Origin of the sequence: Nocardia sp. JCM 34519.1 (assembly GCF_020361265.1) — a bacterium.
GTDB lineage: Bacteria > Actinomycetota > Actinomycetes > Mycobacteriales > Mycobacteriaceae > Nocardia > Nocardia arthritidis_A.
Genome location: NZ_JAIRBR010000003.1, coordinates 171,120 through 197,130, shown reverse-complemented (window position 1 = coordinate 197,130; position 26,011 = coordinate 171,120). Strand labels below are relative to the sequence as shown.

The 26,011-nt window shown below is 65.5% G+C and carries 24 protein-coding genes; 10 read left to right on the top strand and 14 right to left on the bottom strand.

Annotation, left to right across the window (positions count from 1 at the left end; translation table 11 throughout):
- Positions 1 to 12: 12 nt before the first annotated feature.
- The 5 genes from LGY53_RS10500 to LGY53_RS10480 form a co-directional block, all read right to left on the bottom strand.
- Complete coding sequence (locus tag LGY53_RS10500; RefSeq protein ID WP_225726461.1) at positions 13 to 1,713, bottom strand: thiamine pyrophosphate-binding protein; 1,701 nt, start codon at positions 1,711 to 1,713, stop codon at positions 13 to 15.
- Complete coding sequence (locus tag LGY53_RS10495; protein WP_225726460.1) at positions 1,710 to 4,412, bottom strand: aldehyde dehydrogenase family protein; 2,703 nt, start codon at positions 4,410 to 4,412, stop codon at positions 1,710 to 1,712. Before LGY53_RS10495 ends, LGY53_RS10500 begins: the two co-directional genes overlap by 4 nt.
- A 294-nt stretch (positions 4,413 to 4,706) precedes the next feature.
- The gene (locus LGY53_RS10490) at positions 4,707 to 5,375 is read right to left on the bottom strand and encodes a response regulator transcription factor (protein WP_225726459.1); all 669 of its coding nucleotides are present in this window, start codon (positions 5,373 to 5,375) and stop codon (positions 4,707 to 4,709) included.
- A 160-nt stretch (positions 5,376 to 5,535) separates the two neighbouring features.
- Positions 5,536 to 8,286, bottom strand: a complete 2,751-nt coding sequence (locus LGY53_RS10485; protein WP_225726458.1) for an AAA family ATPase — start codon at positions 8,284 to 8,286, stop codon at positions 5,536 to 5,538.
- Between the two features lie 451 nt (positions 8,287 to 8,737).
- Positions 8,738 to 9,781 carry a ParB/RepB/Spo0J family partition protein gene (locus LGY53_RS10480; protein ID WP_225726457.1) on the bottom strand — a complete coding sequence of 348 codons (1,044 nt, stop codon included), beginning with the start codon at positions 9,779 to 9,781 and terminating at the stop codon, positions 8,738 to 8,740.
- A 354-nt stretch (positions 9,782 to 10,135) separates the two neighbouring features.
- Between LGY53_RS10480 and LGY53_RS10475 the strand changes: the two genes are divergently transcribed.
- The gene (locus LGY53_RS10475; RefSeq protein WP_225726456.1) at positions 10,136 to 10,780 is read left to right on the top strand and encodes a nucleoside deaminase; all 645 of its coding nucleotides are present in this window, start codon (positions 10,136 to 10,138) and stop codon (positions 10,778 to 10,780) included.
- A 67-nt stretch (positions 10,781 to 10,847) separates the two neighbouring features.
- On the opposite strand, the gene LGY53_RS10470 is transcribed toward LGY53_RS10475, so the two are convergent.
- Positions 10,848 to 11,540 carry a hypothetical protein gene (locus LGY53_RS10470; protein ID WP_225726455.1) on the bottom strand — a complete coding sequence of 231 codons (693 nt, stop codon included), beginning with the start codon at positions 11,538 to 11,540 and terminating at the stop codon, positions 10,848 to 10,850.
- 496 nt (positions 11,541 to 12,036) lie between these two features.
- On the opposite strand from LGY53_RS10470, the gene LGY53_RS44115 reads away from it, so the two are divergent.
- The 5 genes from LGY53_RS44115 (at position 12,037) to LGY53_RS10450 (ending at position 15,105) form a co-directional block, all read left to right on the top strand.
- On the top strand, positions 12,037 to 12,909 hold the full coding sequence (locus LGY53_RS44115) for a histidine kinase (protein ID WP_225726454.1): 873 nt from the start codon (positions 12,037 to 12,039) through the stop codon (positions 12,907 to 12,909).
- A gap of 150 nt (positions 12,910 to 13,059) precedes the next feature.
- Complete coding sequence (locus LGY53_RS10460; RefSeq protein WP_225726453.1) at positions 13,060 to 13,497, top strand: nuclear transport factor 2 family protein; 438 nt, start codon at positions 13,060 to 13,062, stop codon at positions 13,495 to 13,497.
- Positions 13,498 to 13,681: 184 nt separating this feature from the next.
- The gene (locus LGY53_RS43540; protein ID WP_308102852.1) at positions 13,682 to 13,981 is read left to right on the top strand and encodes a lipase family protein; all 300 of its coding nucleotides are present in this window, start codon (positions 13,682 to 13,684) and stop codon (positions 13,979 to 13,981) included.
- Positions 13,915 to 14,652 carry a lipase family protein gene (locus LGY53_RS10455; protein ID WP_308102871.1) on the top strand — a complete coding sequence of 246 codons (738 nt, stop codon included), beginning with the start codon at positions 13,915 to 13,917 and terminating at the stop codon, positions 14,650 to 14,652. The genes LGY53_RS43540 and LGY53_RS10455 overlap by 67 nt, the downstream gene beginning before the upstream one ends.
- A 63-nt stretch (positions 14,653 to 14,715) precedes the next feature.
- Positions 14,716 to 15,105, top strand: a complete 390-nt coding sequence (locus LGY53_RS10450) for a VOC family protein (RefSeq protein ID WP_225726452.1) — start codon at positions 14,716 to 14,718, stop codon at positions 15,103 to 15,105.
- On the opposite strand, the gene LGY53_RS44110 is transcribed toward LGY53_RS10450, so the two are convergent.
- Positions 15,102 to 16,178 (bottom strand): Gfo/Idh/MocA family protein, encoded by a 1,077-nt coding sequence (locus tag LGY53_RS44110; protein ID WP_225726451.1) that lies wholly within the window; start codon positions 16,176 to 16,178, stop codon positions 15,102 to 15,104. The genes LGY53_RS10450 and LGY53_RS44110 overlap by 4 nt on opposite strands.
- Positions 16,179 to 16,619: 441 nt before the next feature.
- On the opposite strand from LGY53_RS44110, the gene LGY53_RS10440 reads away from it, so the two are divergent.
- Positions 16,620 to 17,228 carry a TetR/AcrR family transcriptional regulator gene (locus tag LGY53_RS10440; RefSeq protein WP_225726450.1) on the top strand — a complete coding sequence of 203 codons (609 nt, stop codon included), beginning with the start codon at positions 16,620 to 16,622 and terminating at the stop codon, positions 17,226 to 17,228.
- A 45-nt stretch (positions 17,229 to 17,273) separates the two neighbouring features.
- Here LGY53_RS10440 and LGY53_RS10435 read toward each other — a convergent pair whose 3' ends face one another.
- On the bottom strand, positions 17,274 to 17,687 hold the full coding sequence (locus tag LGY53_RS10435) for an OsmC family protein (RefSeq protein WP_225726449.1): 414 nt from the start codon (positions 17,685 to 17,687) through the stop codon (positions 17,274 to 17,276).
- 191 nt (positions 17,688 to 17,878) lie between these two features.
- Entirely contained in the window at positions 17,879 to 18,526 is a 648-nt protein-coding gene (locus LGY53_RS10430; RefSeq protein ID WP_225726448.1) for a hypothetical protein, read from the bottom strand.
- 18 nt (positions 18,527 to 18,544) lie between these two features.
- Here LGY53_RS10430 and LGY53_RS10425 point away from each other — a divergent pair, with 18 nt between their 5' ends.
- Positions 18,545 to 18,721, top strand: a complete 177-nt coding sequence (locus LGY53_RS10425; protein ID WP_225726447.1) for a hypothetical protein — start codon at positions 18,545 to 18,547, stop codon at positions 18,719 to 18,721.
- Between the two features lie 39 nt (positions 18,722 to 18,760).
- On the opposite strand, the gene LGY53_RS10420 is transcribed toward LGY53_RS10425, so the two are convergent.
- The 4 genes from LGY53_RS10420 to LGY53_RS10405 all read right to left on the bottom strand — a co-directional run bounded on the left by LGY53_RS10420 (position 18,761) and on the right by LGY53_RS10405 (position 23,000).
- Positions 18,761 to 18,925 carry a hypothetical protein gene (locus tag LGY53_RS10420; RefSeq protein WP_225726446.1) on the bottom strand — a complete coding sequence of 55 codons (165 nt, stop codon included), beginning with the start codon at positions 18,923 to 18,925 and terminating at the stop codon, positions 18,761 to 18,763.
- A gap of 49 nt (positions 18,926 to 18,974) precedes the next feature.
- Positions 18,975 to 21,560 (bottom strand): DNA translocase FtsK, encoded by a 2,586-nt coding sequence (locus LGY53_RS10415; RefSeq protein ID WP_225726445.1) that lies wholly within the window; start codon positions 21,558 to 21,560, stop codon positions 18,975 to 18,977.
- Positions 21,561 to 21,727: 167 nt separating this feature from the next.
- Positions 21,728 to 22,366: a TIGR03085 family metal-binding protein gene (locus LGY53_RS10410; RefSeq protein WP_225726444.1), complete on the bottom strand. Its 639-nt coding sequence runs from the start codon at positions 22,364 to 22,366 to the stop codon at positions 21,728 to 21,730.
- Between the two features lie 49 nt (positions 22,367 to 22,415).
- Positions 22,416 to 23,000: a hypothetical protein gene (locus LGY53_RS10405; RefSeq protein WP_225726443.1), complete on the bottom strand. Its 585-nt coding sequence runs from the start codon at positions 22,998 to 23,000 to the stop codon at positions 22,416 to 22,418.
- Between the two features lie 177 nt (positions 23,001 to 23,177).
- On the opposite strand from LGY53_RS10405, the gene LGY53_RS10400 reads away from it, so the two are divergent.
- Together LGY53_RS10400 and LGY53_RS10395 are read left to right on the top strand one after the other, a co-directional pair.
- Complete coding sequence (locus tag LGY53_RS10400; protein ID WP_225726442.1) at positions 23,178 to 23,561, top strand: DUF4189 domain-containing protein; 384 nt, start codon at positions 23,178 to 23,180, stop codon at positions 23,559 to 23,561.
- Positions 23,562 to 23,583: 22 nt separating this feature from the next.
- Complete coding sequence (locus LGY53_RS10395; RefSeq protein WP_225726441.1) at positions 23,584 to 24,144, top strand: hypothetical protein; 561 nt, start codon at positions 23,584 to 23,586, stop codon at positions 24,142 to 24,144.
- A 54-nt stretch (positions 24,145 to 24,198) separates the two neighbouring features.
- On the opposite strand, the gene LGY53_RS10390 is transcribed toward LGY53_RS10395, so the two are convergent.
- Entirely contained in the window at positions 24,199 to 26,004 is a 1,806-nt protein-coding gene (locus tag LGY53_RS10390) for a ribonuclease J (RefSeq protein WP_255663930.1), read from the bottom strand.
- Positions 26,005 to 26,011: the final 7 nt, after the last annotated feature.

The window sequence follows — 26,011 nt, the reverse complement described above, 5'->3', positions numbered from 1 at the left end:
TTCGTGAATTACTCAGGAGGGCGCCTGCGGGAACTCCCCCGCGAGTTCCTCCGGCGCGAACACGGCGTCGCTCATCCGCACCGGCACGCTCAACACCACGGTCGCGCCGCGCTCGCACAGCGCCCAAGCACGGGAGACGCAGTCGCCCAACGACTTTTTGTCGTCGACGACAATGTGCGGCACCCCCGGTATCGGCTCACCTTCCGGGCGCACCGTATCGGGATCGACGAAGCTGTGCCGGTCCGACACGCCTTCGTGCTTGCCCAATTGCGCTTGTAGCCAACCGTATCCGCCGTTGCGCAACACCACGTACAGCACCCCGCCGACCTTCTTGGCCGTCGGCAGGTCGGCATCGAACATCGCGAAGGCACCGTCGCCGACGAAGGCGACGACGGGCCGGTCGGGCGCCGCCCGGCGCACGCCCACCGCCGCCGCGGCGCCGCAGCCGAGGCTCGTCTGTTCGGACGGCACGATCGAACCGCCGTCGCCGATGCACCGCCAGGTCGGGAAAAAGTAGGACCACATATCCTGTAATCCGTTTTCCTGCACCAGGATTCGATTTCCGGGCAGGGTCTTGTCCAGCTCGTCCAGCACCTCGGCGATATACAGCTCCGGCTGCGCGCGCAGCTTCTCCAGCACCGCCGCGTGCTCCTCGTGCAACGCGGCGTTCAGCCCATGGACCGTGGCCGACCAGCCGGGGACGGCGGGCAACCGCTCCAGCCAGTCGGCGAGCACCGAACAGCCGTCGCCGAGCACCATCGGGCCGGCGAAATCCGTATTGAACTCGCCCGCATCGACATTGATCTGGACCACCTCGCCCGCGGTGCGCAAGCGGTCCGGCCAGCCGAAGGTCGCCGTCTCCTCGAGCCGACTGCCCACGGCGACAACGCAATCGGTGTCCCGCCACAGCGCGTTCACCGCACCGGGACTGTACAGCCCGGCCAAACCCAGAAAGGACGGCAGGGATTCGTCCACCGCACCTCGGCCGCTGGCCGTGCACACCACCGCCGCCCCGATATGTTCGGCGAACCGGGCGAGCAGCTCGCCCGCACCGCGCGTCCGCATACCGCCGCCGACGAGCAGCACGGGCCGTTTCGCGGCACGAACGGCCGCCAGCGCCACGCCCTGCTCCCCCATGTCGGTGGCCACCGGCCGCTGCACCGGATACCACCGGCCGCCGAGCGGGATGTCCTCCTCGCTCAGCTGATCGGGCAGCTCGAGATACACCGGCCCCGGCACACCATGCGTGGCGACCATGATCGCCCGACGCAGCATCGGCCCGACGCGGTCCGGATGATCAACCCGCTCAGCCCATTTCGCCACCGACCTGGCCACCGGCAGCTGATCGAACTCCTGGAACGCGCCGGAGCCTCGGGCCGCGGGCGCCGTGCCCGCGCACAGCACCAGCACCGGCGCGGCCGAATAGCGCGCCTCCAGCATGCCGGTCACCGTATTCGTGACCGCGGGCCCCTTGCCGACCACGACGACCCCGAGCGCACCGGACTGCATGGCATAGCCGGTGGCCATGAATACGGCATTGCGCTGATCCCGGCACACCGTGAAATCCAGTCCCAGCTCATCGGCCACCACCAGGGCGTTCAGATCGTCACCGGGCAGCCCGAAGACCTCCCGGACCCCGGCATCGCGCAATCCGGTCAGTGCGGCGCGCCAACAGCCCCGCACCCGATCGGCCGAAATCTCCTCGGCGGTCATGAGGCGAGCCCTCCCGCACGGTCGGCCGCGCCCAGGTATTCCGCGATGATCTTGCTGAGCAGCAGCGGCCGCGCGTGCCGCTTCTTCTTGAATGCCACGTAATTCGCTCTGATGCCGCGCCCGCCGAACGGCTCGTTACCGTTTTCGATATCGAGGATCGTCTCGTTGACGCTGACGGCGTGTTTCTGCCCGAGCAATTCCACCGTCTCCGGCATGTTGCCGTATACCGTGGCGGCCATCGCCCGCTCCTCGTAATACGGGTGGCGCAGCATGGTGTGCAGCCAGTCCACCGAGCTGAACGGGACGATATTGAAGATCGGCGCGAACAATTCGGCGGGTTTGATCTGGGTATCCGCCGGGCGGATCAGCACGGTGGGCCGCAAATGCCCCTCGGCCAGTTCCACCGAGCCACCCGCGGCCACGTACTGCCGGTGCTTGCGGAGATATTCCAGGGCGCCGTCGAATGCGTCCATGTAGAACATCGGACCGTAATCGGCCATCGGATCGTCGAATCCGCCGTAGCGGAGCGCGTCCACCCGGCGGCACAGCAGATTGCAGAAGTGCGCACTGATCGATGTGTGCACGAAGGCCACGTCCGGACCGAAGCAATCCTGCCCGGAGTTCAGCATCCGCGCCCGCAGCAGGCCGTCCACCGCATCCGAGACCTGCGCGTCCGCGCCGACCACGAACGGATTCACGCCCTGTCCGAAATAGACGAACAGCTGATCCGGACGCAGGCTCGACAGAATCTGCTGCGCGTTGTCATACGCCCCGGTGAATACGACGGCGTCCGACTTCGCGCCCTCACCCTCCAGGAACGCGTTCTGCTCGCTCTCGTCGAGCACGATCGGCAGACCGTGCACGCCACCGAGCAGATCGTGCAATTTCCGGGTGACATCCGCGATGCGCCGCGACGGCCGGAAAACCACCCGGCGCGTGTACAGGCTGGGAATCAGCAGGTACAGGACATAACTGTAGAGCGGGATATTCGACGGCATCAGAACCGCCAACTGATCGATCTCCGGCGGCGCCGACCGCGCGACCTCCGATACCGCGCCGTTGAGCGCATTGATCGAGGTGTCGATTTCGTCCCGCGCGGTCTTGCGATTGCACACCTTGGTGAGCAGCTCCATGACCTCGCCACTGCGTTCGCGCAGTAATTTCACGACATCGGTCAGCGCCGCGGCCCGATCGGTGAACGGAATATTGGCCAGATCCCCCGTCGCGGTCATCAGCGAAAGGGGTGACAGCGACGATTTCGCGTCGTGCAGTGCGGTGGCCGCGCAGGCCGCCTCGGTCAACGCCTTCCGATCGGTTTTCCCGATATTGTTCAGCGGGAATTCGCGCAGCACGATGACCTTGTTCGGCCGCTCGTGCTCGGCCAGCAGCGGGCGAATGAGCTGGCGCCAGTGGGCGACCGGCCGCTCCTGGGCGTCCTCGACGAAGAAGACCAGTTGGGTGCCGCGCTCCGCACTGTCCACCGGAATCACCCGCACCGGGGCGCCGCACGCACTTGCCTTCTCCGCCAACGCATCCGGATACAGCGTGTGCCCGAATCGGTGCACCGCGTTCTTCCGGCCCAGCACCCGCAGGTTGCCCTGCGCGTCCAGGAAGCCGACATCGTCGGTGTGGAAGCGGTGCCGCTTCACCGGCCGCACCCGGCCGCCCGGCTCCAGCACCCCGACCATGGTGTCCGGGCTGTGCACCACGATCTCGCCGACCACACCGGCCGGCACCGGGGCCCCGACATTCCCGATGACCTCCACTCGCACACCGTCCACCGGCTGCCCGCTGTACACCGGGTTGTCCAGGTTGGCGAGCGCGATATTCCCGACCTCGCTGCTGCCGTAACCGTCCAGCAGCGGCTTACCGGTCCGGTCCAGGAAGCTCGTTGCCAGCTCGGTGCTCAGCGGCTCGCCGCCGACACACCACATGCGTACCGAATCCAGCTGCGGCACAAGCTCTTTCCGCTTCTCCAGAATGCGCAGCATGGTGAGGTAGCTGGCCGGCACCGCATCCACCACCGTCACGCCGCGCTCGATGATGCTGTGCAGTGCGGCGTTGATGCTGCTGCTGTTGTATGCCAGCAGGGTGCTGCCGGAACGCCACCACAGCAGCAGCAGCGAAAACCCGTACTGGTGGGTGAACGGCAGCAGCGGCAAGAGCACATCCGAATCCCGGTAGCCCATCCTGGCCAACGTGCGATCGACATTGCGCAATACCGAAGCCGCGCTGCGCACAATGCCTTTCGGCCTTCCCGTACTGCCCGACGACCAGATGACGAGCCCGTCGCCGCGGCGCGCCCACTCGACCAGCCCGAGCGGCTCGACCCGGATCTCGTCACCGGACCCACCGGCCCGGGCCTGCGCGACCGCGTCCGCGATGGACAGCCACCGGATCCGCAGCCGGTCGTATTCCGCGTCGAGATGGTCGTGATCGGATACGAACCAGGTCGCGCCCGAATCGGATAGCAGTTCGACCGAGACATCGGGCAGCAGCCTGCGATCCAGCAGGCACACCGACACGCCGAGTTCCAGCAGTGCGAACAGGGACAATACGAACTCGGCGGAGTTCTCGCCGCTCAGTACCACCCGGTCTTCCGAATGCATACCGTGCTCGCGATACACCGCACCGAGGTCGCGACATAACTTGGTGAATTGACTCGTGGAAAGTTGTTCGCCACGTTCGTTCAGGAGCATACTCGCCTCTGCTCAATCTCTCGGTTCGTACGCGAGACTGGTGTTTCAGCACATCGCCGACGGCTGTCGCGGGTCGGCGCAGCTGGAATCGATATTCGTCGGCCCTGAGTTCACGAACGCGTCCCTCGCACAACGCGTGCCTTTTACCGACCGGTAACGGCGGCACCCAGTAATCCGACCAGCCCAATCGTGGCCCCGACCGCCCCCGAAACGACACCCCTAACGACCCCGGTGCCCGGCGGCGGGCCAACAGATTCGCCGACGGTCGACCGGCGCCGGTCGCGCCGGGCCGCGCTATTTCTGATTCAAATTCTTGGCGTTCTGAATGGCCTGAACGCGGTCCCGGCTTCCGGTCTTCGCGAAAATCCTGTTTATGTGGCTCTTGACGGTGGCCGCACTGATGTACAACTGCTCCGCGATCTCCCGGTTGTTGTAACCGGCCGCCATCAGGTCCAAAACCTCTTTTTCCCGTCCGGTCAGCGGATCGTCCGGGCTCTGCTGCGACCGCTTCGGTCGCACGGGCTGATTCCGGTTCGTCGCCGCGGCCAGCAGGGTGTCCTGCACCGCCGGATCGAGGATCGCCTGCTCGGCCGCCGCCGCGTGCACCGCACGGCCGATCTGGTGGCGGTCGGCGGATTTCGTCAGGTAGCCGAGCGCACCGGCCTGCAGCGCCCGGATCACCAGATCGTCGTCGGAGTAGGTGGTCAGCACGACCACCTTCGTCTCCGGATGGGCCTGCCGAATGGCCGTGGTCGCCTCGATCCCGTCGCACCGGGGCATGTACAGATCCATGAGAACCACGTCGGGACGCAGACTTTCGACGAGTTCGATGGCCTCGTACCCGTCGGCGGCCTGACCGACGACCTCGATACCGGGCACGAGATCGACCAGCAGCGCGAGCCCCTCCCGGACCACGGCCTGATCGTCGACAACTATCAACCGGATCGGTCGCTCGGATGTCACGAAACAATAATTCCCGAAGTCGCGATCTCGTGCACAGACCACCCAACCCGGTCGCCATACGCACCGCCGATGGCCCGCGCGCCGATTCGGCGCGCGGGCCACTCCGCTGACGATCGACCACAGCGGGCCGCGGCCGTTCGATCGGCGATGCGCGCCCGGGTCATGCCGGGGGCACGATGGTCGCGGGCCGCAGATACATCGGCAGGTCCTGTCTGCCGCGTACGCGCAGCTTCCGGTAGACCCGCGTGAGGTGCTGCTCGACCGTGCTGACGGTGACGTAGAGGCGGCCGGCGATCTCGCGGTTGGGGTAGCCGAGCGCGGCGAGCATCGCCACCCGGCGCTCGGCCTCGCTCAAACCGCCGATGCCCGACGGAGTTTCGACGGTTTCGGGCATCGACGGATCGCTCTCGGCCAGGTCTCGGGAGAACAGCCTGCTGATGCCGGCGGCATGGCTGGCCTGCGCGATATGCCAAGCGCGCCGGGCCAATTCGCGAGCGCGGCCGGGTTCGCCGAGCGCGTACTGGGTGCGGCTGAGATCGTGCAGCGCCACCGCCAATTCCAGCCGCGCCCCGTTCGCCTGCAACAGGTTGATCGCCTCACCCAGCAGCTGACGGCGTCCGGGCAGCTCGGTGATCGCCGCCCGTAACCGCAGGACGCGCCCACGCACCACCGCGTGTTCGTCACCGGCCATCGCGAGTTGCTCGTCCAGCAGTTCGCCCGCCCGCACCTGCTGGCCCATCCGCAGGTAGGCGTCGACGGCGCCCACCCGCCACGGCGCCACGGACGGCGTATCGCAATCGCTCTTCTTGGCCAGTTCGCCGCAGGCGAGGAAATCGCCGAGCGCGGAGTGCGGCTGATCGTTCTCGAGAAAGAAGCAGCCGCGTGCGTAGAGGTAGTGGATCCCGAACCTGGTCTGCAGCAAGAGTTTCGGCACCGGCTGTCGCATGAGTTCGGCCGCCCGGTCGAGCTTCCCCATGGCGATACTGGCCAGACACAGCGCCGCCAGCGGCACACCGATGACCACGCCCCAGCCGTGCGGCGACATCAGTGACAGCGCCGATTGTGCGTAATGCTCCGCCTCGAGCAGATCGTCACGGCGAATCGCGATCTCCGCGCGCGCCGCCGCCAGCAACGCCTCCCAACTGGGCGCCTGGCGTTTGCGCACCTGATGCAGCAGCCGCTCGCACCATTGCTCGGCCTTATCCAGTTTTCCCAGATAAATCAGCGCGAACAGGGCGCTGCGCACCGACTCCAGCAATGGATCGTTGTGCTGGTGGCTCTGCAGAATATGCTCGGCGCGGGCGAGCGCGTCGTCGTCCGCGCTGGTGGCGACGATCCGGCCGAGTGCGGACGCCACCGGATAATCCGAGGTTTCCAACGCCCCGGCCGGCAATCGGTGAAAATACGCCCGCACCTCGTCCGGCAATCGATTCAGCAACAGCGGATACGAGCATTGAATGCTGAACAAGGTAACCGCCAACTCGGTCGCGGAACGCGAATCGGCGGCCTCGCTCCGCGCGATGATCGCGGGCAGAATTTCGACCGCGTCCTCACCGCGACCGTGCCAGAGCAAATAGCGCACGAGCACGGCGGCGTCGGCCACCCGCAGGTGGCCGTGCTGGAAAAGTTCGAGCAATTCGTCCATATGCCGTCCGGCCGCGGCCGGGTCGACCCGCCACACCAGACCCGTGAGATCGGATTTCAGCTGCGCGACCATTGCCTGGTCATCGCATTCACGGCAGGCGAGTTCCAGGGCCTGCACCCCGAACGACACCCGATCCTCGATAACGGCCTGTTGCGCGGCGGCCCGCAGGACCGGAATTCCCCAGCTGGTCTCGACGGCATCCGCCGCGATCAAATGCGCGGCCACCTCGGTCACCGCCGCACCCTCCAGGTACAACGCGCGGGCGGCCGCGCCATGCCACTCCCGGCGCTCCGCAGCCGCCATATCGGCGAGCACCGCGGCGGCCGTGGCCGGATGGCAGGACGCGCGATCGCCGATCAGGCCCGTCTCGCGCAGCGACACCAGCGCCTGACGCAGGTCCATCGACGTTGCCCCGAGCAGTCGCTCGAGCGTGTCGGTGGCGGCCCGGGACCCGAGTACCGCCAGCGCACGCATCACGTTCTGCTCCGGCGCGCCCATTCGGCGCAGGCAATTGGTCACCGCGCTCGCGAAGTAGTCACCGGGCTCGAGCGCCTGGTCCTCGCCGTTGCCGGACAGTCGATGATCCTCGAGCAGCGCCTTGACCAGCAGCGGATTTCCGCCGCTTATCGCGAAGCACCGTTCACCGATGGCCAGTGCCCGCCGCGCCGACGTCTCCTCGGTGACGAGCTCGACGACCTCGGCCCGGCTGAAGGTGCCGACCTTCACCCGCGCGGTATTCACCTGCCGCAGCAATTCCACGCAGAAGCTCGCATGCCGGATATTCACCTCGGGCGAACCCGCCGCGATGACCATGACCGGAGCCTCGCTCGCCTCGCGGAGCAGCACGGACAGCCACTCCAGCGATTCGGCGTCGACATCCTGCAGGTCGTCGATCGCGATGAGCAGCGGTGTCGTCGCGCAGCACGACACGACTATGTAGGCCAACTCCGCCATGGCCTGTACGCCGAGACCCCCGGCCCGAATGCCATCGGCAAGCAATCGGCTTGCCCTGGCCCGAAATTCTCCGTCCAATCCGGGATTACGAATCAATTGACCGAGTACGCCGTAGGCCGAATCGCGTTCCGCTTCGGCGCCGAATGCCTTGAGCACCACCGCACCCGATTCGGCCGCGTGTGTCGCGACGTACTGCATGGTCGTCGATTTACCATTCGCCACCGGTCCGGTGATCAGAATCGCCGACAGCCGACCGGACACCAAAACTGCTTCGTTGAATAATTTACAGATCTGCTCGGCTTCACGACGCACGATCAGATTTCTTTCATAAGGCTTCCCGATTGCGGAAGTTTCTGCCCCCACTAGCCGCTCCCAAACTGCTCTAACGCTTCAGCAAGCGATTCCACGTGGAATGAGTTGGATAGCACGCTACCAATACCCATTGGCAAAGCCAAGCCCGGGTCTTCGGGGTGAATCCGGTCGTATACGCCGACTCGCCCGGACCGGTGACACGGAGTCGCCTTCGGCGCTATTGCGGAAATAGTCGCCAGATTTTGTGCGTTATGCCGGATCCGCGACCGCCGACCGGGGAAATTGTAGACAAATTGTCTGGAATCTTCGGTCGCACGGATACCTTGGTTACTTCGCCCCGGAAAATATGGTCTGGAATATTACCCGCTTGCCGGGCCGGGCCGCGCCGGATCGGCGAACTCGCACTCGAGCGCGCCCGACGGGGCCCGGCCGACCGAACATCGCGCAACGCCTAGATCGTGGCGTCGGATTGCGCTCGGCTCTCGAGCAAATCGGCCAGATGTTGCAGATCACGAGAGCGCTGCCGAGCGAGTTCGGCAAGGCTGGGGACGCAGTGGCTCGGCACATTCCGGACGACGGCGTCGGAATCGACCTGGTCGCCGAAGGGCGATTCCAACCAGCGCAACAGCTGCCGACCGGTCTCGGTGAACCGCAATGACGGATCTTTGCGCAACTGCTGCAGTACCCGGTGCGCGCCGGGGACCTGGGTCGGGTCGTCGACAGGTTTTGATGTGCCCCCAGGTTTGGGGGGAGAATCGGTGGGGCACATACGGGAGGGAACCGGTTCCTCCCCGCAACGCAATCGTTTACGCACATCCTTTGCCGTGGTCACCGAGATTCCGGCGGCCGCGGCCACCGATCGCGCCGACGCATTCGGGTCGGCGGCGAAAAGTTCGGCGGCCCGACGCCGCCCCTCCGGTCCGATGGAGCGATGCAGCACCCCATTACGCGCGATCCGCCCGGTCGACTGTGGAGATTCCACAGTCGACCGCCGCCGGATCGCGGAAACGGTCTTCGCCGAGACGCCGACGGTCGCCGCGACCGCCCGATCCGACCATTCGGGAAACGAGGAAAGGATACGTAATGCCGCAGCCTTTCGATCCGCCAACGACAGCGGCAGACCGTGCGCCGCATTCAGCTTCACCGCCAGGATGAACGCCTCATTGGCACTGCCGTCGAAAAATACTGCCGCGATGGTGGAATCCCCGCGCAGCTGAGCCGCACGCAGCCGATGCAGACCGTCGATGATCTGCATAGTCGGCCGGTGGACGACGATCGGCGGTAATGCGGTCGCCGATTCGGCGAGCATGCGTACATGATCGGCATCCGCACCCGCCGTTCGGGGCGACGAATCCGATGGGAGCAGCTCGGAGATTGCGACATCCACGATATTCGAACACGATGGCAGTTCATGGATCGGGTCGGTCGCGGAAAAGGTTCTTTCGACATCTGAAAATTCTCTCGGCGTGAGCCGGACCGCCGCACCGATGAACATGATGTCCCCCTTGGACAATAATTTTGCAGAAACGTCTACGATTCGATGATGACTTTCGGTTGGAGCTCGAAGCGGTCGGACGGAATATGCGGGGCAGACAACAATTAACGGGAACGGCCGCTGCGCTGTCATCGTATTGCGGACCGGACGCCGACGAACGGTGACCGACGTGTCATCTGGGGAACCTGCTGCTCACAGCCCCGAGACTCCTGCCCGGACCGGCGCTCGGTCGTTGCTACCGGTGCCCGGACCGGGCACGATTCGGGCGAATCGGCCACCCGGACGACAGGTTTCACGCCCCGCCACTCGACCGGACTATTTCCGGAAAATTCGCTGCCGTGTCAAAATATATTCATGGGATCACCCAATTCCAATAAAACCTTTTCACCGATCCGTCGGCGCACGGCAACATTGGCATTGGCCGCCTCGGCAACGGCGTTCATCGCGAACGCCTCGAATACCGCTTCCGCCGCGAATATCTGCGATTTGGACGAGTCCACGAGCACTGCCCTCGAACGGCTGAACAACTACCGGCCGACCCCGACCGAGCAGAAATTTCATGAACTGCTCATGGCCCGCGTGATCCGAATGGCGGCGAACAACCCGAGGCATCCATTCTGCGCGACCATCGTGGACCGCGATGGGCGGCTCATGGCCGAAGGAATCAACAACAGCGCGGCCCACCCGGGCCGGCACGCCGAGATCATGGCCATCAACGCATATATCGAGCGACACGGAAATACCGACTGGTCGAATACCACCATGTATACGACGGGCGAACCCTGCGCCATGTGCCTCGGCACGATCGCCTGGGCCCGGATTCCGCGAGTGATCTGGGCCAGTTCCGTCGAAACGATCCGGCAGTCGGGCATCGGCCAGATCTCCATCGGGGCAATCGAACTCGCGGCCCGGGCGCACGAGATCTACCAGCCTGAATATCTGCTGGGCGGCGTCTGCGCCGAGGTGATGGATCCCCTTTTCCGGACCCGCCCCCGCTAGAACGCGCCGTTCACGACGGCACAGTGCGGGACGCGTCGCCGAACGCGTCCCGCCATTCCGGCCTCCGTTATTTCGCCGGGAAAGGCGCGTTGATGGTGCTGAAGTACTGAATCGCGGCCCCGATCGCGATCGGCGCGGCGATGACGAACTGGGCGGCCAGCGTGCCGAGCGGTGCGGCGACGCTCGCGCCCGCCACACAGCCGACGACGGCGGCGGGCAGGAATGGGCCGAGCAGGCCGACGATGGTGCCGAACGCCGCGAGCGCACCGACCGAACCGCCGAGGAGGCATCCGATCGCGCCGCCGCCGACGGCGCCGACCACGGCGGCGATGCTGATGCCGAGGCTGACGGTGCTGGCCATCCGGCTCCAGGCATCCTTCTCCCGCTCGTACGGCGTCTTCCAGGTGGCCGAATCGTCGAACGGCAGGGCGACAGGATGGTAAACCGCGCGCGACATATCGAATGCCGGAGTGAGGGTGGCCCGGTTGCCGGAAATGGCCGCATCGATGGGGAATTCGAAATCGTCGAGCCGGAATTTCAGCGGCGTGCCCGCGAGCACGGTGCCGTCGGCGGACTTCACCTTGAAGACCCCATCCTCGGAAACCAGCTGGCCGGAATCGGTTTCGATGACGCCGACACCGTTATCGGTATGCACGGAGACGCCGACCGGAGAGACGGCGTCCGCGGAGCTCGTGCCCGCGAAAATACCCACTGCGGCGGTAAAAATCGTGGTGGCCAAGGCGAGCTTCGTGAGCTTCATATTTCTGAATCCTTCCAGGGGCATGGCGGGACAAGGCCATGGCTTATCGGCGCAGGGCAGCTTGCGGCACCGGGCCGCGACCTACTCGGGTGATATCGATGAAATAGTGGAGTCCAGGAGGCGCGCTCCACCGCGCGTTACGGATTTGTGCGCGCGGAGATTCCGCCGTACGCGACCTACCGATGCCGCACAGCCATACCACACCCCGACCATCACGAAAATCCTTACACCCCAACGACTACACGTCGGCCGAAGCCGAAGTCAACGAATACGGCCGACCCCCTATCGACCCGATAACCGACCCCTAGCAAATTGATACACAATTGTTCGAAATTCCGCGTCCCGCGCTCCCGGCCAGCCGTAACACCTAGACATTTGTGATCTTCGGCAACTTCGAAGCAAAACTTGCCCGCGGCCGGTCGGCCGCATATGCCCTCGAACCGTCTCCTACTTTCGGCGGACCCGGGGCGGCCTCGATGTGTGCTTCCATGACCTGGTGAAGTACTGGTCGACATTGTCGGCAAGGACACAGGACGCGCTGATCTCGATTTTCGGTTTCGCGGTCGGCCTGATGCTCTACTTCGCCGGCTTGGACTCAGTATTCGATTCGCCCCGACCGCCGATGACGCTGCGGTTGGCAGTACTCGCCGTAATGTGTCTGACGACATGCCTCCGCCGCAGACAACCGGTAACGGCACTCGCGGTCGGTCTCGTACCGCTGACCGTCGATATGGTGCTCGATCCGTCCGTACCGATCTGGTTGCTGTATTCGGACCTCATCTACGCGGCCGTACGCTACGGGCGCGGCAACCTGCCGCGGTACGTGACGATCGGCTGCGCCGCGGTCGCTGTATCCGGAGTATCCGCGACGCTGGCTGTCACGGGCGAGTGGTGGACGACAATGTTGATCGCCGCACTACTGGTCGCATTCATCGCGACGCCCATCTGGCGGGCGACGATAGTTTCGGCACACAAATCAATCGCCGATGCCGAACGCAAACGGGTACAGGCGATAAAGCTGGTCGCCGAATTCGATCGGCGCGCAGCCATCGCCGAGGAGCGAAAGATCATCGCCCGAGACCTACATGATGTGATCGCCAGCCATCTCTCGGCTATTGCGATCCAATCCGAGGCTGCGCTCGATGTGCTGGCTCGCCGCAGCCCGGGCTCGGCGATGGCCGACCTCGTCGGCGCGATCAGGTCGGAAAGTGTGGACGCATTGCAGGAGATGCGGACGATGCTCGAACTGCTCGGCAACGATGACGGCCAGGCCGCGCCGCAGCGGCCCGCACAACCATCGTGGTGCGCAATCCCACCGGACCGAAGAGCGGTCGGTCCGCCCCGCCACCCGGACACCGGTGCGGGCTGATCGACCCGCGGAGCTGCTCACCGAAGCCGAGCCGCGGTCCCAGGGTCTGCCGCGATGCCGGGCATGACACGACGCTGGCAGCGGGCGCCAGTGCCGCCTCAGCGGTGGGCCGCATGCTGGTCGCGTTCGGCTTCGCGAAAGGAATACCCAGTGGCACAACAAGACCCGAAGATTCAGGCGATCACCGCATTCTTCGACGCCTACGCCCGCTACGACCTCGACGGCATGAAGGCAGTGCTCACCGACGACATCGCCTGGACCATCCCCGGTCATCACGCGCTGTCGGGAACCAAACGCGGCCTGGACGAAGTACTGGCATTCTTCGCCGCGCTGGCCAAGGCGGGATTCAAGGCCGAAACGTTCTTCCTCGAAGCCAACGACGAGTACGTCGTCGACGTCCACCGCGGCTATTCGACCGCCGGCGAGGGCAAGGTAGACACACTCTGGGCGCTGGTGTGGCACTTCAATACCGACGGCAAGGTCGATCGGGTCGACGACCTATGCCTCGACCAGCACCAGATGGACACCTACATCTGGCAGAACTTCACCCTGGCACCTTTGCCGACCCGATTGGCCAGCTCGGAGTAGACCGTCATCATGCCGACTCGGCGGTGATATACGTTGCGGCAGTGGAGCATCCACCGGGTTGATCGGTTGGGTCAGCGCCAGATCCGGAATCGGCCGTCGGTGGGGTCGGGGGTGATTCCGACGGCGGTATCGAAGTTTCGGGCGACGGTGGTTGCGTCGGTGTACCGGGGCCAGGTAGGCAGTCGTGGCAGGCTCCATTCCCGTCGATTGGTACAACAACGTCGTGCCGGTCGTGATGATCGCCTTGGGGTTGTCGCAGGGGTGGGCGATGGCGATTCCCGATTATGAAGGACCGAACTCGGTATACGGTGGCGCGATTCTGGGCGGCCAGGCCACACTCGACGGTATCCGCGCCGCGGAGGGCTTCGCGCCGATGGAGCTGACCCAGGGCGCGGGAACCCCGGTTGTCATGGCGGGATTTCCGGAGGCACCATTCCGACGGGCTGGGCCGCCGAGCATCGGCAAACGTACGCCCCCGAACTGAATATCGTCGGCGCCACCATCGGCGGCGTCGTCATGGGCGATCTCGCAGGATTGCTGCGACATAATTCCGGTGGATTGTTCGCCGGGTTGATCGGTACGGCGTTCTATTCATTCGCCGCGGAGTATCCGGAGGTGCGGCAGGTCCTCGACAGTCAACTCGACTGGTTCGGCAGATTCATGATCACCTTCAAAAGCATGCTGTGCAAGGAAGAAGGGACCGTCACATTCCCTGGATGGAATTACCTCGGTTCCTTCACCGGACAAGGCGATCTGCTGGAGAATCCGGTGCTCAAATCGGCGATACACGCCCAGGAGCTGGGGCAGCAGACACCGGACGTGCCGATGTATATCTACCACGCGCAAAACGACGAGATCATTCCGATCGCGGGCACCGATCGAGTGGTGGATGGATACTGCCGCGACCCGAACGCGAAGGTCGCCTATACCCGGGAGTTTCTGACCGAGCACATTACCGGCGGGTTCGCCTGGGCACCGAAGGGTTTCCAATTCCTGGTCGACCGCATGAACGGTGTGCCGATGCACCCCGGATGCACGATCGACAACCCGACCAGCACCTTCACCGACGGCGACTTTCTCCGGTTACTGACCGACAAAGTGCCCGCATTGGCCGCTCTGATAGCCGGGTTCCCGCTGGGCGCCGGAATTCACTGACCAACCGCGACACAAATGCAATCGATAGCCGGCCACGATGGAGGCACTAAACAAGGAGGAACAATGCGATTCGGTGGTATGACCCTGATGACAGAAAACGTGCAAACGAAGGCTCAGTTCTACAAGGACGCGTTCAAACTGGTCACGGTATTCGCCGACCCGGACGGCACATTCGTGGTCCTGGGCGGTGGAAACGGGGCCGCTCCGCAACCGGGTCCGAGCCTCAGCATCGAGCACTGGCGCAAGATTGCGGACTACGCACCGCCGAGCCCTCCCGGAGGCTTTCGGATTCTTCTCGAAAACGAAAATGTCGTCGACGCATATGCTCGAGCTCTCGCTGCCGGTGCGACCAGCGCGTTGGCGCCGACTCGACGACCGTGGGGGCAGGAAGTCGCTATCGTCCGGGATCCCGACGGCGTCATCGTCGAAATCGGTGAGCCTCTGACAATCTAGATTATTTGTCGGCGTCCGCTTTCCGCCGCGCGTCGAACGCGATCGATCAACCGGTGGCGATCGACGCCGTGTGCGAAATCTGGGGCAAGCCGAGTGTTATCGACGATATCGGACAGCATCGCGGCGTATTGATGCGCGACCACATACCCGTTTTGCCCACTATCCCCGATGAACTGCGGTAGTTCATATTCCACCGGAACGGGCAGCTCGGTAACCGCGGTGTCGCCCAATCTGCCCCCGTATATCCTGAACTGTCCGAGGCCCAAGTGTCCGGTTTCGCCGGTGATCCGCAGGTCGCCATGGGTTCCATTGATCTCCCACAAGAAATTGGTGCTCCGGGTGTGCCCACCACGAAAATGGATCGACGCGACCGCTCCCCCCTGCAGCGTGCCGGTGACCGCGATCTGATCCTCTGCTGTCATGAGGGCAGGTTCGCCGCTGTGGTTGTCGAATACCCGCCGCCGCCGGGTCGCGGTCGTGGCAGTGCATTCGGTGAACTCACCGAGTACCGAGGTCAAGCCATCGATTGTGTGGCCGAAAGGCACGGTCAACATTGTGGCGCCGCCGTTGCGATCGAGGATGTAGGCATTCTTTCTATCGAAAGTTCGCCCCCACAGCATTGTCGATGCGATAACGCTCGTGGAAAGCACCTCTCCGATATAGCCTTCGCGGATCAAATCGCGTAGATAACGCACCGCGGGCGCGGACCGCGCCTGCAGGCCGATGAATGTGCGCACACCCGTTGCGGCCGCATCGGCGGCGATCTCCTCCGCCTCGGCGAGGTCGACGCCCAAAGGCCACTCACACAGGACCATTTTCTTCGCCCCGAGCGCGGACAGCACGAGGTTCCTGTGCTCGCGGACCTGAACGGAAACAACGACCAAGTCGACTTCGTCCCGCTGCGCGAGCTCCTCGACATTGTCGAACGTCAGGCCGACACCGAACTTCTCGCCGGCGGATTTCGCCGATGCGACAGTGCTCGCGGCCAGCGCGCGCAGTTCGAACCCCGGCAGCTTCTTCAAAGCGGGGACATGAGCCTCGGCGGCCCAACCGCCGAAGGCGCTCAGGCCCACAATTCCAACTCCTATTGCCGGCCCGGGCGGGTGTATATGGGTCACCGCAATATCCCTTCGATACGTCCTTACCGGTCGGCTTCGTCATCGAGTCACCGGCGAAGGCAAAGGGTCCATGGCCACTCCCCTTTCGGGGTGCGGCACCGAAATCTCCACCGGACTCGGAGGTCCGGCGCAGGAGTGTGGCATACATCTGGCAATCTTGTACTTCACCGTACCAGATAAATGAATCGCGCCGTACCCTGATGCCGCACCGACCACGCGCACGCCGATAGCCCGCAGTGTTCGGTACGCTCGAATACCGAATCAGGGATTCGGTATGACCCTGTCCAGTTCGAGCGTCGCAGCTCACCATGAACGAAAGGGGTAGCCGACGTGGGTTCGCCGCCTCGACCTGCGAAATCGGAGCGTGTGTATCAAGGCCTCAGCCATCACGACCGGGTGAATGACCGCCGACGCCGCATGCTCGACGCCGGCATTCAACTGTTCGGCGACCGCGGGTTTACCGCGGTATCGATCACCGATATCTGTGGGCAGGCGCGGGTGTCGCGGCGGTCTTTCTACGAAGAGTTCGCCGGTCTGGATCGGCTGCTGATGTCGATCGTCGACGAGAAGGACATGATCGCGGTCGAGCGCGTCGCCGCGAGCCTGGCGGCCTCGACGGGTGAGCATATCCAGACGCGCGCGGCGCGGGCATTCGAAGCCTTCCTGTCCGCGACCTGTCCGGACCGGCTCACCGCACGAGTCTGCTTCGTCGAAGTCGTCCGAGTCGCGGATACGGTCGAGGCATGGCGGCGCGAGCGCCGCCGCCGCCTCGCGGCGCTCCTGGTGTTCGAGGCGGAATCCGCCGCACAACGCGGCGAGATCGCGCCCGGCTCATACGAATTCGCCGTGATCGCGGTGGTTGGAGCAGTGACCTACGCGATCCAGGAGTGGACCGAATCGGCGCCCATCTTCGGCGAATTCACCGATATGTCGATCACACGTCTGGCCGAGCGGCTCGCCCAGATCTTCCTCGCCTGCGTGGATTCGGCCGCCGCACAACGGTAGTGACCGCCCGACCCGGGCCGCGACCGGTATCCGGCAAGCCACAACCTACGAGATCTCGCCGACGTCGGAATCCTTGTCCGACACCGCGTTCGCGGCCTCGAAGAACAGGCGTTTTCTCAGCGTGGTCCGCACCGGCGAGCGTTCGAGGCGCTGCATGAGCATCGGTCGATAGTGGTCGTACGCCGGATCGAGCTCGAGTTCGTAGCGGAACGTTGTGGCCGATTCCGCGCGATCGAGATCAACGCGGACGCGGACTTCGACGTCGGGCGCACCGACTTCGGTGAGCGCCATTCGCGCCGAGATGGTCATACAGGAGGCCAGCGCCGCCTCGAGCAGCTCATGAGGCCGCAACCCGGCATGACCGCCGACACCAGCCTTCACCGTATCGGCCATACCTTCGTTGCCATCCGCCCGGAACTTCACCTGCCACGGTGTCGGAATCGACGTCGCCTCAATCACTCCGGGCCAACCCTTCTCTCATCGTGATCCGAACCCACCCTAGTGGAATCGAGCCACACTATGAGATGTATATCTCATATCTTGAGATATTCTCAGTGGGTGCCGCGATGGCCGAGGCGGTCAGGGGCTCGAGCAAACCATTGCGCCGCAATAGAATCTGCGCCCCGGGTCTCCGGTCCGGGACCGCACGATCAACGCGCGGGAATGTGCACCGCGATTTCCCCGCCGAGGTGATAGCCCTCGGCCAAACGCAGCTTGTCGCCGCTCCAAAACCGGCCCGGGTCATACCAATTCGGGCGCTTTTCCGGCAGCAAACCCATGGCCTGATATGTCATGGCGACGATCTCCGCGCAGTACGCGTTCTCCAGACCGGCGCCGGATTCGCGCGGCCGCTTCGGCAGCGGCACCCGGCCCCGCAACCACCTGCCCGCCAGCGCGCTGGTGGACGGAAAGGGCATGCCGTCCAGCCGGGCCACCATCCGCAGCGCGGCATCCTCCATCTCGCGGGTCACCGGTCGATCCAGCTGGCGAAGCCATGCCTGCTGGCCGTACTCGTTGGCCCAGCGCATGGCCGCGGCCCGCAGATCGTGCAGCTGAGCGCCACGATGGTGCTTGCCCGACCAGATATCCGGCAGCGCCCGGCCGAGCTCGGCATGCCAGATCAGCGCCGGTAGGTCATCGATGACCATCGCCATGCCGACGTGGTTGACCGGGCTGTTGGTCAACCCTCGAATCGCGCGGTCGGCGCCGGAATGCCCACGGAACAGCCATAAGTCACCCGTCCGCGTGAGCTCCACCGCTTCATCCAAACCGATAGTCGAGGACGCATCACGTGGCACGGCGACTAGCCTAGGCGTATGCGCTGGTGGAAGGTACTCGGCTTGGCGGGGGCCGCGGGTGTCGCGGCGACCGGTGTGATCATCGTGCGATCCGAACGCAAACGCCGCGCCTACACCCCGGACCAGATTCGAGACCGGCTACACGCTCGCCTCGGCGAGCAACCCGCCCCCGGCACATCCGACGGCGACCGCTGATCCGACCCGCGTTGGTCTTTCGCGCCGATAGTCAGGTGATCAGCCGACGAGTTCCGCAGCGACGCATGGCTCCTTGTGCGCACTCGAATCCTGGCCTTCCTGCCAGCAATCGCTGATCAACGCCGAGTGGCCATCCAGCAGCCCACGACCGAAACCCCGGAACACCTCGACAATATCCCCGAACACCGCTCGCACACCCGTCATATAGCAACCATCGTTCGCGATACTGGGCGGTGTTTCAGAGGACCCTGAGTTAACCCTCTGAATCCTCCGCCTCGGCTGGCCCGCCGCCGCGGATGGACCAGAGCAAACCCTCGAGCTCATCGGGTTTCACCAGCACATCGCGCGCCTTGGAACCCTCACTCGGCCCGACGACGCCGCGGGTCTCCATGAGATCCATCAGGCGGCCCGCCTTGGCGAAGCCGACCCGCAGTTTGCGCTGCAACATCGACGTCGAACCGAATTGCGAGGTGACGACGAGTTCGACGGCCTGCAAGAAGACATCCAGATCGTCGCCGATATCCGGATCGATATCCTTCGCCTCGCCCGCCTTTGCGGTGGTGACGCCCTCCTGATACTCGGGTTCGGCCTGATTCTTGGTGAATTCGACGACGGCGTGGATCTCCTCGTCGGAGATGAACGCGCCCTGCAATCGGGTGGGCTTGTTGGCGCCCATGGGCAGGAACAGACCATCGCCCATGCCGATCAGCTTCTCCGCGCCCGGCTGATCCAGGATGACCCGGGAGTCGGTCAGCGAGGAGGTGGCGAAGGCCAGCCGGGACGGCACGTTCGTCTTGATCAGACCGGTGACCACGTCCACCGACGGACGCTGGGTGGCCAGCACCAGGTGAATGCCCGCGGCCCTGGCCTTCTGGGTGATGCGCACGATCGCGTCCTCGACATCGCGCGGCGCGGTCATCATCAGGTCGGCGAGCTCGTCGACGATGGCCAGGATGTACGGGTAGGGCCGGTACACCCGTTCGCTGCCCAGTGGGGCGGTGATCGCGCCGGATTTCACCTTCTTGTTGAAGTCGTCGATATGCCGGACCTTGTTGGCCTGCATGTCCTGATAGCGCTGCTCCATCTCCTCCACCAGCCAGGCCAGCGCGGCGGCCGCCTTCTTCGGCTGGGTGATGATCGGCGTGATCAGGTGCGGAATACCCTCGTACGGTGTGAGTTCCACCATCTTCGGGTCGATCAGGATCATCCTGACCTCGTCCGGGGTGGCCCGCTGCAGCAGCGAAACCAGCATGGAATTCACGAAACTCGATTTACCCGAGCCGGTGGACCCGGCCACCAGCAGATGCGGCATCTTGGCCAGATTGGCGGCGAGGAAATCGCCCTCGATATTCTTGCCGAGCCCGATCACCAAGGGGTGGTGGTCGTTTCGGGTCGACGGGGATTTCAGCACATCGGCCAGCCGCACCAGCTCGCGGTCGGCATTGGGTACCTCGATGCCGACCGCGGATTTGCCCGGGATCGGTGCGAGCAGCCGAACGTTCTCCGTCGCAACGGCATACGCGATATTGCGGGCCAGCGCGGTGATCTTCTCCACCTTCACGCCCGGCCCGAGCTCGACCTCGTAGCGGGTGACCGTCGGGCCGCGGACGAAGCCGGTGACCGCCGCGTCGATCTTGAATTGCACCAGCACCTCGGTGATCGCCTCGATCATCGATTCGTTTGCGGCGCTGCGTTTCTTGGGCGGATCGCCATCGGTGAGCAGGGTGAGCGGCGGCAGCGTGTAATCGCCCTCCACCACCCGCTCCGGCACGAATTCGAGCTGCTTCGGCGGGGGCGGGGTCTGATCCTTGACCTCGGCCTTGGGCTGGCGCTTCTTCGGCTTGGGCGGCGCGGGCGGCTCCTCCTCGGCCTCGGTGCCGAAATTCTGGGCGGTGGCAATGGTTTTCGCGTCCCGCAGCGGCGGCTCGCCGATGACCTCGGTGACCGCGTCCGGATCGCCGTATTCGTCGGCCGGATAGTTCTCGGCCGGGGTACCGCGCCGCCGCGACCGCTTGCGATGCACCGGAAAACCGTCGGCGTCGTAGTTGGCCGGATCGTAATCACCGTCGTAATCGCCGTATTCATCGCCGCCGCTGCCGGTGCCGAAGTATTCGCGCAGCCGAGCAGGCACCTCGCGCACCGTTGTGCCGGTGAGCAGCAGCACGCCGAAGGCGATGGCCAGCAACAGGATCGGCACCGACAGCCAGGCGGTGAGGCCGTCGGTCAGCGGGCCGCCGACCACGAAACCGACGAAACCCGCCGCGCGCGAACGACCATGCGCGTCAGTTGGCGTGCCCGCGGCGATATGCCAGAGCCCGAGCATGGGCAGGCCGACCAGCAGCCCGCCGAGCACCAGCCGCGGCCGGGTCTCCGGATGGGGTTCGGTGCGCATCAGGATGACCGCGATGGCCGTGGCGACGAACGGCAAACCGGCCGAGGCCGAACCCGATACGGCCCGGATGGCCTCCTCTACCCAATGGCCGACCGGTCCACCCGCCGACAGCCACACCGCGGCGGCGATCACGGCGCTGAGCGCGATCAGGCCGAGTGCGATGCCGTCGCGGCGGTGGCCGTGCTCGATATCACCCGCCTTACTCAACGTCCGCGTGGTCGCGCCGACGCCGCGCGCGAGCATGAGCCAGCCGTTGCTGACGCCGCGGCCGAATACGGCCAGCGGCGCGGTGTTCGACCGACGGCGCGCCGGTCGGCGCACCGGAGCGGTGCGGCCGCGCGACGCGCCGGAACGCGCGGTGCCGGAACGGGACCGTGCCGCAGTGGTCCGCCCCCGCGCCGATCCCGCCCGCGCACGTGTGGTGGTGCTGCGGGACTTACCTGCCATGGCAATCAGGCTAGCGGCAAACGCCCCATAGAGACCATCCGCAACACAGGTATCGCCCGTCCCAGCGGGCGAAACCGGGCGGGATGCCCAGGTCGGAGACGATACCGGCCGCCACGCCGCAAGGACGGCCTTTCGCCGTGTCGCGGGCGCGCCGCGGCGGCGATCCGTCAGACCGAGCGATCGAAGCGGGCCAGCGCCTCGACGGCGGCCGGATCCCCGGTGATCTCGACGCGGACCTCGCCGCGCCCCGTCGAGTACAGCGTCAGCTCCGAGGCCGGGGCCCGAAGCGTCACCGTCGCACCGGATTTCGCGCCGACCCGGAGCTCGGACCCGTCCGGCGTCACCAGCGCGACCCGCACCGGCGCCTTCCGGTAGCCGAACGATGCGGTGCGCCGCAACATATTCCAGAGCTGCCGCTCATCGGCGACGGGCAGCACGCGCGGCTCCCAACCCGGTGCGCCGCGACGCACATCCTCGTGATGCACGAAGAATTCGACGGAGTTCACCAGCGCGTCGACCGGCCGCAGCGGCGACCACCACGGCGGCCCGGTGCGCACCAGCTCCAACAGCTGCTGAAACGGCCTGCGGGCGTACGCCGTCTGCACCGCCTCCAGGTACCCGGCCAGCGCGGGCGCCATGATGCCGGGTGCGGCGTCGGGGCGGCGTTCGCGAACCACCAAGTGCGCGGCCAGATCTCGGGCCAGCCAGGTTCCGCAGAGCGTCGGCGCGTCGGGCCCGGCGGCCGCCATCGTCGCCACCAATGCCTGACGTTCCCGCTGGGCGAGCGTCCGTTGTCCCGGAGTCACACGCTGAACATACCGATCATCCGCGTCACACGGGAGGTACGAAACAGGTTCAGCGCGCGCAATTTCCCCGCAGGAGCTCCCCCGCCCGCGCGAGATCGCGCTCGATACCGGGCGATCCGGTGCATACCTTGGTGAACCAGGCATCGACCCTGGCCAGATCGTCGGCGGTCAGCACGCCGCCGTCGGTCGCCTTCGCGACATAGCCGTTGATGGTATTGACCATCGACCGATGGGTGCGCGTGCGCTGGCGATACCGGTCGGCCACGGTGGCATCGAAAGTTTCGCCCCAGAAGACGATTCCGTCGTTGCTGTGCATGCCGCCGTGCAGATCACCGGCCACCGCGGCGAGCCGTTCCGGCAGCGATGCGTCGGGATCGGGTCGCCTGCGCCGCATGGCGTCGCGAACCTCGCGAAGAATGTCCAGCAACCTTGTCACATCCGGATCCGATAGGCCCGCCAGCCGATCGAACCGCCCGATGACGACGCCGACCTCGTCCAAACAAGCGGGCCAATCCCAGCCGTCCCCCGCTACCGGCGCCGCGCCTAAACCGGCAATAACCTTGTCGTACATAAAGATTCGCTGCAGGTATGCGTACAGCACCACCAAACCGTTGAGTTGCGCCTTGCCTTCCACCGGACGAGACTATCCAGCGGGCAGGCCGGTCGGAGGCCGATTCCGGAATGCCCGATTCGCCCGGAACCGTCACGCCCACCCGAATATCCGGGGTGGCGTTTGCTGGACCGGCTCTGTACCTTGACTACTCGGTCCATCAGGGTCGTGGACCTGTCAATACAGAGGGGAGTCCTTCCTTTGCGGAAATTCGTCACCGGTGCGGCCGCCATGGTAGCCGCGGCAGGCGCCACGCTGGCGGTCAGCGCGCCGCAGGCCAATGCGGCCGGCTACTACTACGGCGCCATCGCCATCTCGTACTCCACCGGTTACATCGGCTACTCGTACGACTACGCGGATTCGGGGACCGCGGAGTCGCGGGCGGTCAGCCAGTGCGGCCAGGCGGATTGCCAGGCCGTCGAATGGTTCGCCAACGGCTGCGGCGCGGTCGCCTACTCGCGCAGCACCGGCACCTGGAGCTGGGGCTATGCGGCCTCCAGGCTCGGCGCGCAGAACAGGGCGCTGTCGTACAACAACGCGGGTGCCGCCATCGTGCACTGGAACTGCACGTCCAACCACGGCTGAGCTGGGATCGAGAGGAATTTTCGTGAAACACCGTACTTTCCGCACGGCCGTGGCCGTGGTGCTCGGCGCGGCCGCGCTCTGCTTCGGCGCAGCGTGCAGCACCTCCGATAATTCGGCGACGACCACGAGCTCGGCCAAGCCGTCCGGCGCGGGCGATGTCCAGGGCGGCTCCGACAAGGGTGACAAGGCCACCGGCGTCGCGCCGACCACGCCCGCCCCGCCGAACCTGGACACGCCGACCGTCCAGCAACTCAACGACCGCATCTCCAAGGCCTTCGATTCGTCGATCGATAACAAGGAGAAGATCTCCTGGATCCAAGCCGCCGAACAGGATCCGTACCTGGTGCAGAACCTGGTCGAGGCGGCGAAGAAGAACAAGGTGAAGGTCACCGTCACCAAGGTCAACCCGCCGCAGGACGGCAAGCTGAAGGCCGACGCCGACGTCACCATCGACGGCAAGCCGCTGGAGGGCGGTTCGTTCATCGAATTCATCGCCGAGGGCAAGGAATGGAAGGTCTCGCACGTGTTCGCCTGCAACATCGTGAAGACCGCGAAGATCGAGTCCGCCGCCTGCCAGGAGTGAGCGACTAACCGAAAAGCCGCTGGGAGATCTTGTCTCCCAGCGGCTTTCGTATATTCAAACCCCGATGACAGTGGGCACGATCATCGGCCTGCGCCGGTAGGTCTCGGCCACCCAGCGACCGACGACGCGGCGCACGCTCTGCGCGATCCGGTGCGTATCGGTGACGCCCTCGGTGGCCAGCCGCAGCAGTTCGGCCTCCACCAGCTCGGCGGCCTCGGTGAGCGCCGTCGGATCGTCGGAGAAGCCGCGACCGTTCACCTCCGGCGTGCTCACCGCCTTACCCGTCGTCTCGTCGATGGCGACGGTGATCGCGATGAAACCGCCCTCGCCGAGCACCAACCGGTCCGACAGCGTCGACTCGCCGACATCGCCCACCGAGAGCCCGTCGACATACACATGCCCGACCGGCACCCGGCCGACGATCGATGCGATGCCGTCGACCAGGTCGACAACCACACCGTCCTCGGCGAGCACCACCCGCTCCTCGGGCACACCGGTGGCGACGGCCAGCGCCGCGTTCGCGCGCAGATGCCGCCATTCGCCGTGCACCGGCATGGCGTTGGTGGGCCGAACCGCGTTGTACAGGTACAGCAGTTCACCCGCGGACGCGTGACCGGAGACGTGCACCTTGGCATTCTGCTGCGTTATCACCGTCGCCCCGAGCCGGGCCAGGCCGTTGACCACCGCGAACACCGAATTCTCGTTGCCGGGGATCAGCGAGGAGGCCAGCACGACCAGATCGTCGGCGCGGATATTGATCTGGCGGTGGTCACCGCGCGCCATCCTGGACAGCGCGGACAGCGGCTCGCCCTGCGAACCCGTCGAGATCAGCACCAGCCGGTCGCCCGGCAGCGTCGCGGCGACGTCCAGGTCCACGACCACGCCGTCGGGCACCGTCAGATAGCCGAGGTCCTGGGCGATCTGCATATTGCGGACCATCGAGCGGCCGACGAAACACACTCTGCGCCCGTACTTCTGGGCCACGTCGACCACCTGCTGGATGCGATGCACGTGGCTGGCGAACGAGGCGACGATCACCCGGTTGCGCGCCTTGCCGATGACGTTGTCCAGCACGCCGCCGATCTCCCGCTCCGGCGTCACGAAACCGGGCACCTCGGCATTGGTGGAGTCGACCAGGAACAGGTCGACGCCCTCGTCGCCCAGCCGGGAGAAGCCGGCCAGATCGGTGAGCCGCCCGTCCAGCGGCAACTGGTCGAGTTTGATGTCACCGGTATGCAGTGCGACACCGGCCGGGGTGCGGATGGCCACCGCGATGGCGTCCGGGATGGAGTGGTTGACCGCGAAGTATTCGCATTCGAACGGGCCGTGCTCGGTCCTCTGGCCCTCGATCACCTCGATGAGCTTCGGCTGCTGGCGGTGCTCCCGGCATTTCGCCGCGACCAGCGCGAGGGTGAACTTGGCGCCGACCACCGGAATATCGCCGCGCATGCGCAGCAGGAACGGCACCGCGCCGATGTGATCCTCGTGACCGTGCGTCAGCACGATGGCCTGTACATCGGCCATCCGGTCCTCGATGGCCCGGAAGTCGGGCAGGATCAGGTCGACACCCGGCTGCTGATCCTCCGGGAACAGTACGCCGCAGTCGACGATGAGCAGTTTGCCGCCGTATTCGAAAACGGTCATATTGCGGCCGATTTCGCCGATACCGCCGAGCGCGAAGACGCGCAGGCCGTTCTTGGGCAGCGGCGGCGGTGCGCCGAGCCGATCCTGCGGGGCCACCGCGGCCCGCGAATCCTGCTGCGCCACCGGCTGTTCGGCACGCCGACCGGGCTGGCGGCCGCGCCCCCTGCGCGACTGCCCGTTCCCCTGTGGGGCCGAATCACCGCTCGGCGCAGACATTTTCGGT

Coding starts and splice junctions, on each gene's coding strand:
- LGY53_RS10500 (WP_225726461.1), bottom strand. CDS start 1,713: ATGACCGCCGAGGAGATTTCGGCCGATCGGGTGCGGGGCTGTTGGCGC.
- LGY53_RS10495 (WP_225726460.1), bottom strand. CDS start 4,412: ATGCTCCTGAACGAACGTGGCGAACAACTTTCCACGAGTCAATTCACC.
- LGY53_RS10480 (WP_225726457.1), bottom strand. CDS start 9,781: ATGTTCATCGGTGCGGCGGTCCGGCTCACGCCGAGAGAATTTTCAGAT.
- LGY53_RS10475 (WP_225726456.1), top strand. CDS start 10,136: ATGGGATCACCCAATTCCAATAAAACCTTTTCACCGATCCGTCGGCGC.
- LGY53_RS10470 (WP_225726455.1), bottom strand. CDS start 11,540: ATGAAGCTCACGAAGCTCGCCTTGGCCACCACGATTTTTACCGCCGCA.
- LGY53_RS10450 (WP_225726452.1), top strand. CDS start 14,716: ATGCGATTCGGTGGTATGACCCTGATGACAGAAAACGTGCAAACGAAG.
- LGY53_RS10425 (WP_225726447.1), top strand. CDS start 18,545: ATGCGCTGGTGGAAGGTACTCGGCTTGGCGGGGGCCGCGGGTGTCGCG.
- LGY53_RS10420 (WP_225726446.1), bottom strand. CDS start 18,925: ATGACGGGTGTGCGAGCGGTGTTCGGGGATATTGTCGAGGTGTTCCGG.
- LGY53_RS10415 (WP_225726445.1), bottom strand. CDS start 21,560: ATGGCAGGTAAGTCCCGCAGCACCACCACACGTGCGCGGGCGGGATCG.
- LGY53_RS10390 (WP_255663930.1), bottom strand. CDS start 26,004: ATGTCTGCGCCGAGCGGTGATTCGGCCCCACAGGGGAACGGGCAGTCG.